Here is an 8,626-nt window from a genome sequence, read left to right as displayed (position 1 = left end):
AGGATAATCTGGAGCTTCTGATGAGGTGTTCTAGGTCATGTAATCCATACCAGATTTGTTTATGCTTCTCATTGCTTAAATCTAGCGTCATGACGTAGCCAGTTTTCTTACGTTCCGAGAGATAACATTCATGCCATTCATCAATAAAAGTTTCTATTTGTGATAGTTGCATCGCTTCCGACATACAAAGAGCCTCCTTTTGAGAATAAAAGGAAGCTACACAAGAAAATTTTTACTTTACCTACTTGTCCAAATTTGGTATCATAAAGATACAATTTCATTAACAACAGGGTATCCGCCTTGTGTAGTTTCTATAGGAGCTTTATTCTTTCACCGACCAAAGTTTGAGAATAAGGCTCTTTTCCATTTATTCAATTATTTTCTACAACAATTGTAACGTAAGATTGATAGATTTGTAAACAAGAGGACAAGCATTGCGCTTGTCCTCTTGTTTTTGTGCTTAATAAAAATATACAGGAATCCAACTCTATTATCCCGAACCCTTTGTATATCAAGGAGGTGTATTATATGTCAGGTGATATAAACCTTACACAAAAAATATATACTGCAGGTGATGTTGCAAAACTTTTAGAGGTTAAAGATTCTACAGTAAGAAAATACGCCCATACTTTGGAAAAATCGGGATATAAATTCTATAAAAATGAACATGGCTATCGCGGCTATTACGATAGAGATGTTATAGCTATGCGAAATTTAATTCAATATTCTAGTCATCCCGATATGACCCTTGAAAGCGCTGCAAATGCCGTAGTGTCAACAAATATAGAGGGTGACATACAAGGTGTCGCTACAGCAAATAAGGTTATACATGAGCTACATCAGGCCTATGATAATCTTTTTAAAAATTTCGAAGGTTTTAAAGAACAACAGATGCAATTTAATCAACAATTGTTATCTAAAATTGAGCAACGTGATAAGTATATCGCTGAACGATTAGAGGTAAGGGATCATACACTAATGGAATCTATACGGCTACTACAAGAACAAAAACAGTTGGCAGCCACCAAAGAAAAGAAACCCTGGTGGAGATTCTGGTGAATCCACTTGTCTCCGCCTTTTTGCGCGTAAAAATTAGGGAACCCTGTTAAGCCTTGTAGACGATTAGTAGCGCTGTGTTTGGCGAAGGCTTTGCAAAACACAAATGATTCGTACCGAATCATCAGTTACTACTCATTAACCAATGATTATTATTGTTATGTACGTTTGACTAGTATCCTAGTTTTTAACACACTACCCGAAAGAATGCTCTTTCCTCAAAAATTTTGCAGGGCGTAGCCCAATTTTAGGTGAGAGATAAATTTCGGTTTGGTGAAGCCAAAAGGCTTTTGCTTTTTGTTTCGCTCACGATATAATCAGTCTTATAAAGATAAAAGGTTGTTATATAAATGAAATTGGATAGTAATAATCATTCAGTATTCTTATTGCATTATCATCTTGTTTTAATCGTGAAATACAGAAGAAACGCATTTGATGATAATATGTCCGACTATGCAAAAGACATGTTTTCACGACTGTCTGAAAACTATAATATAACGTTAGTCGAATGGGGTCATGATGTTGACCATGTACATATTTTATTCAAAGCACATCCAAACACAGAAATGACAAAATTCATTAATGCGTACAAGAGTGCAAGTTCTCGACTAATAAAGAAAGAATTTCCTAAAGTAAAACAGAAACTTTGGAGACAAATGTTTTGGTCAAGAAGTTTCGCCCCCCCACACGACGAGCCAGCACTTTAGCCAAAAAGCAAAGAGAGTGTTTTTAGAAGAACTAACAAGAGAAATTGGATTTATTAAGCGAAAACGAAAGTTTTCACGATCACATTTAGCTACAATTTGTATTTAGAACAGACTGATCCCATAAATTAATTTGTTCCTCTTTTTATATCCCGTTATCTTTACCCCAGAATCTTTATTTTTCAAGACACTTCTTTTTGCTATTCTAGCACCAATCTTTGTATGGTTTTCATCAAATCTTTAGCACCTTCGTGACTTAAAATCAAACGTCCATCATAAAATCCCATGTGATTTTCAGATATATTTCCTGTCACAAAACAAGTTTTTTCTTGTTTTCGTATATGTATATTTCCATCTTGTACAAACATCTCTATACTAGAACGTGGTGCTATATCTAACGTTCTTCGCATTTCTTTAGGGAGTACGACCCTTCCCAAGTCATCCAATCTTCGAATCATGCCTGTTTTTTTCAATATCAACACTACTTTCTTTTTGGTTTATTGGATCTACTCACATCTTTAATGTCCTAAAAATTGATTTGTATCTCCTAAAAGAATTATAGGCCTTGGTTTGATTCTAGGTATTTTTAAAATCCCTAAAATTTGTATTGAAATTTTAAAACTCTAGAAGCGTCTTATATACATCTGAACATGGAACGAAATACAACTGTTTAAAACGGATGTTTTTAACGGTTGAGTATATGTGTTGAGAATTAGGATTCTAGAATTATTTTTGCAAAGTGAGAAAAAGTGTAAATGAAATCCCATCGCTTCATGACAAGAAAGAATCAGCTGCTTTCCAAGAATGAGGTGCGTCATATGTTAACCTCTAGTACACCCGCTCAAGAAGGTATCGGACCTGAAGCACATTGTGGGATACTCAAGTCATTCAAACGATGCTAGAAGAACATTACCATCTTTCTATGTCCCGAAGTGGCATATGTGATATGTTATTGCATCGCTGGGGGTTTACCTATACAAGACCCACTTACCGTTAAAAAAAATCTAATCCACTGCACCAAAAACAATTTCTACCAGAATTGGAATGGATAAAAAAACTTATCCGAATATATGATTTTATTTTATGAAGATGAAACGCATATTCGAGATTATCAAGCATTACATACTTCTTGGTTTCTACGTGGGAAGCAAAAACAAATTCCTACATATGATCGTCATATCGGTGTTACCTTATTTGGTGCTGTGAACACGAAAAATGGTAAGTTGCGGAACGTAGTTTGAAAGGGGTAAAAGAAAGCGTGATTGCGAGTCGTTTCCATCCATCACAAAAAGAAACAAAAACTTCCGTTCTTTCTTTTCTTGAACACCTTTCTCAATTTCCTGAAAAAGTGCTTCAAAGATTAGGAACTGAACAATTGTTAAAATATAAATATTAAACGGAATTTATATAGCAAAAAAGTTAGGAAAACTATGCATGTTTTTATTGCCTAGATATATCCAGAACCTAAGTGATTTACTAACTCTTTTAAAAATCTCACTGTTTCAGAATTAAATTCCCTAAGTCCTTAAAAGTATGGAAATAAGCATCAAATTTATACATAGATAGCGTTTACCTCCCAACATTTTAAACTCAAATAAACAACAATAATGGAACAAAGAACAAACGTATCGTTTATATTTCATTTAAGGATGATTAATTCCGCATAGCAAACGGTGAGATGCTTCATGACAATCACTGATACAGTTTGTTCTTTGTTTCTTTTAACATGCCCATTTTTGGTTTCTTATACCAATAAAAATAAAAGTTTTTTTGGCACTTATGTATGATACTAGTGGCAAATATTAAATCAATATGCACAAACGAAATACATATCTAGATATATAATTCATTTCAATTTTGGTTCCTTATACCTTTTCATCATGAACCTTTTATTTTATTAGCAATTCACTTCGGCTATTAGATTGGTGAGATGAAAAAGACAGATTAAAACAAGTGTAAGTATGAGGTGACTAAATTTGTTCAAGCGATAAGAAATGATAACAAGTGAAGGGATCAGTGATGATAAGCACTGTTATATGTTTCACATTCTTGTCCCCCTTTCAAATCGATGGATTAAAATCATGTGATATAAAATGAGCAGAAGGGTTTGTGAAAAAATAAAAAATGTGATCAATTGTTCTGTTTCTTACCTTTGTAAATACCCACAGCTAAAGCAGTGGGCTTTGAAAGTTACAAGTTTCAATTACCGCTCCACATCCCACCCCTAAAGGAGTGGGTTTTCGGAGTTCTTCGATCGCTTACGCTTTCTCGAAAGCGGCATTTTGATAAAAATTTCGAAGTTAAAATTTTTAATGACTAGTATGTAGGGAATATTTGTCTGATCGAATGAAAGAAGAGACTGTCCAATATCCATTTTCCATAAAAAGGATTCCATAAAAAGGAGTAAATATTTTTCCATGATTCATATCATAGTAAAATCAAAGGAGGTGATATATATGCCAAGCAAGAATAGCAGAAAGAATACCAGAAAGACTAAGAAAGCGTTGGTGCAAGGTGTTGAGAATCCACTCGATCGAATGAAGTATGAGATTGCACAAGAATTTGGCGTACAACTTGGTCCAGATTCAACATCTCGTACAAATGGTTCTGTTGGTGGTGAAATTACAAAGCGTTTAGTATCCATGGCAGAACAACAACTTGGTGGTAAATCTAAATAACTTTAAATACTTACAGAAAAGCATTCAAATCGGATGCTTTTTTTGATTTTATCCTGGCAAAACTTTCTTCGGCTCGTGTGTTTTTCTCGCCAATCCGACAGGAAACAGGCAAAGAATATCTTGAAATTGTTTATACTGTAACATCATTGGTATTTTTAACCAATAATAGGTTATAATATTAGTCAGAGAGATAATTCTCTCTAACCTCTGATCAAGAACTTATAAAGAGACGAGAATAATCTCGTCTCTTTATATTGTATAAAAACCTATTATTGGTGGCGTGAACTTATAACAAACTTTGTATTTACTGAGTTTTTTCAGACTTACACATAATCTATAGTAGTACAAAAATTATTTTAAACTTATTTTTGTACTACTATAGATTATGTATTGTTGCAATTTGTTGTTAAAATATAGGGTTTTGGATGCATACCAATAGCATAACCTGTCAATTCTATTCGTCAGTATACACTACGGTTTAGAACACTAGTTTTATAGTTTTTAATAAAAAATACGCAAAAACGGGAAGGTTTGAATCTCTTTTATATAGGTCCTCTTTAGAAAATCATCATGCCGAAATGTGTTTGAATGCATGCAATAACAATTTGTTGAATGGTTGTAAGAGCCGTATGGTGATGTCGAAAATATAAGTAGGACTTATATAATTTTTTTGGTATCTGAATTTGATTTTCGGATAATGATTCTATTAATTTTTTCTTCTGTTTTTTGCTCAAGCTATCGCTAGTAAACTTGGTTTTTAAATCAAGTAATCGGTCATATTCTGTATTCATAATTTTTATGATTTTCTTCTGATTCATTCTAAGGAAATCAATATCATTATCTGTATAAATCCCGTCTGTATTGATCCTCCTAATTAAGCTATTTATGTTCTTACCAATATAATTTATTTCTTTTGTTAAATCCCTATAAGCTTTCATATCTACTTCAAGCTTGAAATGTGATTTTGCACTATCAATGAGAAATGCCGAAACAGTATTATAGCCTAAATTATTTGTTTTATTTTTAATAAATTCTTTATCTTCTTTTGATAAAGATATTTTTAAATCTGTTTTAATTCTCCCCATCATTTAACAACAACTTTCTTTATAAATTTCGAGCGCAGCGACAACAAATATACCGTTATTTTTCACAAAAAAATAACGGTATATATTTGTAAAGGTTGTAGGAAACTCCTACCAAGTCAAAAACAACGTTTTTAGGGTGTGTGGTCACACTCCCGTAGCTTGCCATACCCCATGATCCAAATGTGGGCTAAAGACAGTTCGGTTGGAAGGTTCATTGATTTTAGAGAGTCTTGGCGGTAGCCGTTGTTTTTTACGGCTGCCGGTACGGCAAAAGATTGCCAAAGGGAGGCTCAAAATCAAACGGTTCGTCGCTATCGTAATTGGATAGGCTACTTTGAAAATTTGCAAACAACAAACAAAAAATAAAAATCAAACCTCTAAAAACTAAACAATAAAGTTTAACAAACGCTATGACTCAATCAAAAATAATCACTACAGTGCGCTCTTACACAATCTCAAAAGTTTGTTCGTTCTTTCCCAAAAACATCGACATGTTTTTATCACCCGCCAAGGCTTTTTTTGCTATTACAATTTTCTTTTAAAAAACAAATATTATTTCTATCGCTTTCAACTTTCTCAATTTTTCCTTAAATGATTTATATTAAAATTAAACAATATTCTTATAAATCATTTAGGAAATGGAGGTATAACATGTCGCAAGCTATGAAAACCAAGAAAGAGTTTTTTTATATGACATTAGCAACTACTATTCCTTTTTTACTGTATATTTTTTTAAGGAATATTTCATGGATGTATCTATACGGATTTCTAGTATTCTTTTTACCCGACTTACTTTTTAAAAAAAATAATCTGACAAAAAAAACTATCTGTTTCAATATCTTAAAAACATTTGCATTTTGGCTTATTATATTTATTTTTAATTTATATTTTCCAATTAAAAAACTTTAAAAAAGTAAGCCTCCTTTATTGAAAAGGAGGCTTACTTTTTTAAGATTTCTGTACTTCTTCATAATATTTAATTAAATTATTTTTTCCTGAATCAGACCAAATCCATACTTTATATTTAATATAACTATTATAGGCATCTACATCCCAATATTTTTCAACTTTATACCAAATGTTTTGACCTTTAGGAATATCAAGCAAAATGGGGAAAATCTACTCGTTATGGTTGGTATAAGGGCTATAAGGCTCATGTCTGTGCTACACCAGAAGGTGTTGTATTGTCCTATACATTTACAACAGCAAACGTACATGATAGCAAGATGGCTCCTGTATTACTTCAAGATATACAAGATCGAAATGTCCTGTTTTCCGTGGCAGATGCGGCTTATGATAGTCAGCACATTTATGAAGTTGCACGAACATGTGACATCTTTGCCATAAATCCAATCAATCCTCGAAATGGTGAAAAAATTAAGAATACACATCGTCGTGTATTGTCTCATTTTATACAAACTATCTTTGGACAACAGTTGATGAAAGAGCGTGGGAAAATTGAACAACAGTTTAGTACATTAAAAGATAAAGGGCTGGAACAGCCTTGTTGGTATGGTCAAAATCGCTATCTACTACATGTTCAGCTAGTTTTTCTGATTCATAACATTGCAACACCCTCTAAATAATGAAGGTTCCACCTTCTATAAGAATATAAAATATCATTTGTTATATAAGTCCTACTTATATTTTCGGATTAATAAAAAATAGCTAATAAGATATAGTGAAATCAGCTTTAAATGCCCCGTTACAAAATAATTCAGGGCAGGCAGTTGGAAAGTTACAAGCACATTCAATTATAATTGAGGTTACTTGATTTACAGGAATAGTAGCTGGAGTAGGTCCAATAACGATATCATGCGTGCCATCTGCATCTACATATGTCACTCCTATAAGACAACCTGAACCTGGATTAGTATTTGTAACAGTAATTGTACCGCTATAGCTTGCTATAGTTCCTGCGGAAAAGAAAGTAACCGGCGTTCCATCACAAGGCTGCTGAATTGGCTTCTCTATGTGGATCACAGTTGGCCCTGTTGCTCCAGTTTCTCCTGTTGACCCTGTTGACCCCGTTGGACCAGTTTCTCCTGTTGACCCTGTTGACCCCGTTGGACCAGTTTCTCCTGTTGACCCTGTTGGACCAGTTTCTCCTGTTGACCCTGTTGACCCCGTTGGACCAGTTTCTCCTGTTGACCCTGTTGGACCAGTTTCTCCTGTTGACCCTGTTGACCCCGTTGGACCAGTTTCTCCTGTTGACCCTGTTTCTCCTGTTGGTCCTGTTGGTCCTGTTGGTCCTGTTGGTCCTATCCATGGTTCGAAAGGAGGAAATGCACATGGATAGGGAAATTGATTACACTTGTTGCGTTGATTACGATACATAATATATATTCACATCCTATAATTTTTTAATCAGAATTGAAATTTTGATAAGTAAGAATTAAAAAGTGTAAAAAAAGAAGTGATACATTTATGGAGACATTTGGAATGTTTATTTCATAATACAATATGCACATAACATAAAATAGTTTGTCATATGTGTTAAATTTAAGAGAAAAAGTGTGTATGCAATGGATACGCAGTGGATAAAAAATTATTGGTTATAAACACAAATTTAATTCTAATTTTGGTATATAGTACGTATACATAAATACATAAAAAGAGAATGCTGTAGTAAAAAAAGAGTCATATTTTTGTGGAATATGGTATACATATACATTGCAACACTTGTTGATATCATCCATTGTATTGACAAATGTTGCATCCTGATAGAAGTAAAAAAAAAGAGAAAAAGAAACTATTTTAATCAGATATTGTCAATAGAAACATAATATTAATATATAGAACAATGACAATTAAATACGATCCCTATAAGTGTTGTTGCAATTTTATATATGTAATATCAAATTGATGATTTAATCCGAATATGATCGACGATATAAGGATAATTAATATATTACGTTCTGACATATATGAAGAACGTTGTAAAATAAACTATCATGACTTTGCAGTCACACCCACATATGAAAAGGGGTGTGACTATTTATTTTCCAAGCTTTCCATACTGATTACATAGATGGATACTTTAGTACGTGGCTTTTTATGGTGGGTCCCCCCCCGCCCATGCATGCCCCCTGTACTTTTTCAT

7 protein-coding genes and 4 pseudogenes are annotated in these 8,626 nt (G+C 33.3%); 7 read left to right on the top strand and 4 right to left on the bottom strand.

The window, feature by feature from the left end; genetic code table 11:
• A pseudogene (locus CDB3_RS32115) lies at positions 1–184 on the bottom strand (AsnC family protein); the annotation flags it as partial.
• A 344-nt stretch (positions 185–528) separates the two neighbouring features.
• On the opposite strand from CDB3_RS32115, the gene CDB3_RS31370 reads away from it, so the two are divergent.
• Together CDB3_RS31370 and tnpA are read left to right on the top strand one after the other, a co-directional pair.
• Positions 529–1,059, top strand: coding sequence for a DUF3967 domain-containing protein (locus CDB3_RS31370; protein ID WP_128857188.1), 531 nt, complete (start codon positions 529–531; stop codon positions 1,057–1,059).
• Positions 1,060–1,406: 347 nt separating this feature from the next.
• Positions 1,407–1,733 (top strand): annotated as a pseudogene (gene tnpA, locus CDB3_RS31365) (IS200/IS605 family transposase); the annotation flags it as partial.
• A 227-nt stretch (positions 1,734–1,960) separates the two neighbouring features.
• Here tnpA and CDB3_RS31360 read toward each other — a convergent pair.
• Positions 1,961–2,233 carry an AbrB/MazE/SpoVT family DNA-binding domain-containing protein gene (locus tag CDB3_RS31360; protein WP_179139798.1) on the bottom strand — a complete coding sequence of 91 codons (273 nt, stop codon included), beginning with the start codon at positions 2,231–2,233 and terminating at the stop codon, positions 1,961–1,963.
• Between the two features lie 422 nt (positions 2,234–2,655).
• On the opposite strand from CDB3_RS31360, the gene CDB3_RS32885 reads away from it, so the two are divergent.
• From CDB3_RS32885 to CDB3_RS31345, 3 genes are all read left to right on the top strand, one after another.
• Entirely contained in the window at positions 2,656–2,757 is a 102-nt protein-coding gene (locus CDB3_RS32885; protein ID WP_306295580.1) for a winged helix-turn-helix domain-containing protein, read from the top strand.
• Positions 2,758–2,997: 240 nt separating this feature from the next.
• A complete protein-coding gene (locus CDB3_RS31350) occupies positions 2,998–3,156 on the top strand; it encodes an integrase (RefSeq protein WP_128857186.1) in 159 nt (52 codons plus the stop codon).
• A 1,060-nt stretch (positions 3,157–4,216) separates the two neighbouring features.
• The gene (locus CDB3_RS31345; RefSeq protein WP_128857185.1) at positions 4,217–4,438 is read left to right on the top strand and encodes an alpha/beta-type small acid-soluble spore protein; all 222 of its coding nucleotides are present in this window, start codon (positions 4,217–4,219) and stop codon (positions 4,436–4,438) included.
• A gap of 644 nt (positions 4,439–5,082) precedes the next feature.
• On the opposite strand, the pseudogene CDB3_RS31340 reads toward CDB3_RS31345, so the two are convergent.
• Positions 5,083–5,523: pseudogene (locus CDB3_RS31340) on the bottom strand (hypothetical protein); the annotation flags it as partial.
• 1,100 nt (positions 5,524–6,623) lie between these two features.
• Between CDB3_RS31340 and CDB3_RS31335 the strand changes: the two are divergent.
• Positions 6,624–7,109 (top strand): annotated as a pseudogene (locus tag CDB3_RS31335) (transposase); the annotation flags it as partial.
• Between the two features lie 82 nt (positions 7,110–7,191).
• On the opposite strand, the gene CDB3_RS32110 reads toward CDB3_RS31335, so the two are convergent.
• Positions 7,192–7,506, bottom strand: a complete 315-nt coding sequence (locus CDB3_RS32110; protein ID WP_218673355.1) for a hypothetical protein — start codon at positions 7,504–7,506, stop codon at positions 7,192–7,194.
• Between CDB3_RS32110 and CDB3_RS32105 the strand changes: the two genes are divergently transcribed.
• Positions 7,496–7,822, top strand: a complete 327-nt coding sequence (locus CDB3_RS32105) for a DUF4573 domain-containing protein (protein ID WP_218673354.1) — start codon at positions 7,496–7,498, stop codon at positions 7,820–7,822. The genes CDB3_RS32110 and CDB3_RS32105 overlap by 11 nt on opposite strands.
• Positions 7,823–8,626: the final 804 nt, after the last annotated feature.

Origin of the sequence: Bacillus sp. CDB3, assembly GCF_002081505.1 — a bacterium.
GTDB lineage: Bacteria > Bacillota > Bacilli > Bacillales > Bacillaceae_G > Bacillus_A > Bacillus_A cereus_AT.
The sequence above is the reverse complement of the archived record's forward strand: the minus strand, read 5'-3'. Positions and strand labels throughout refer to the sequence as shown.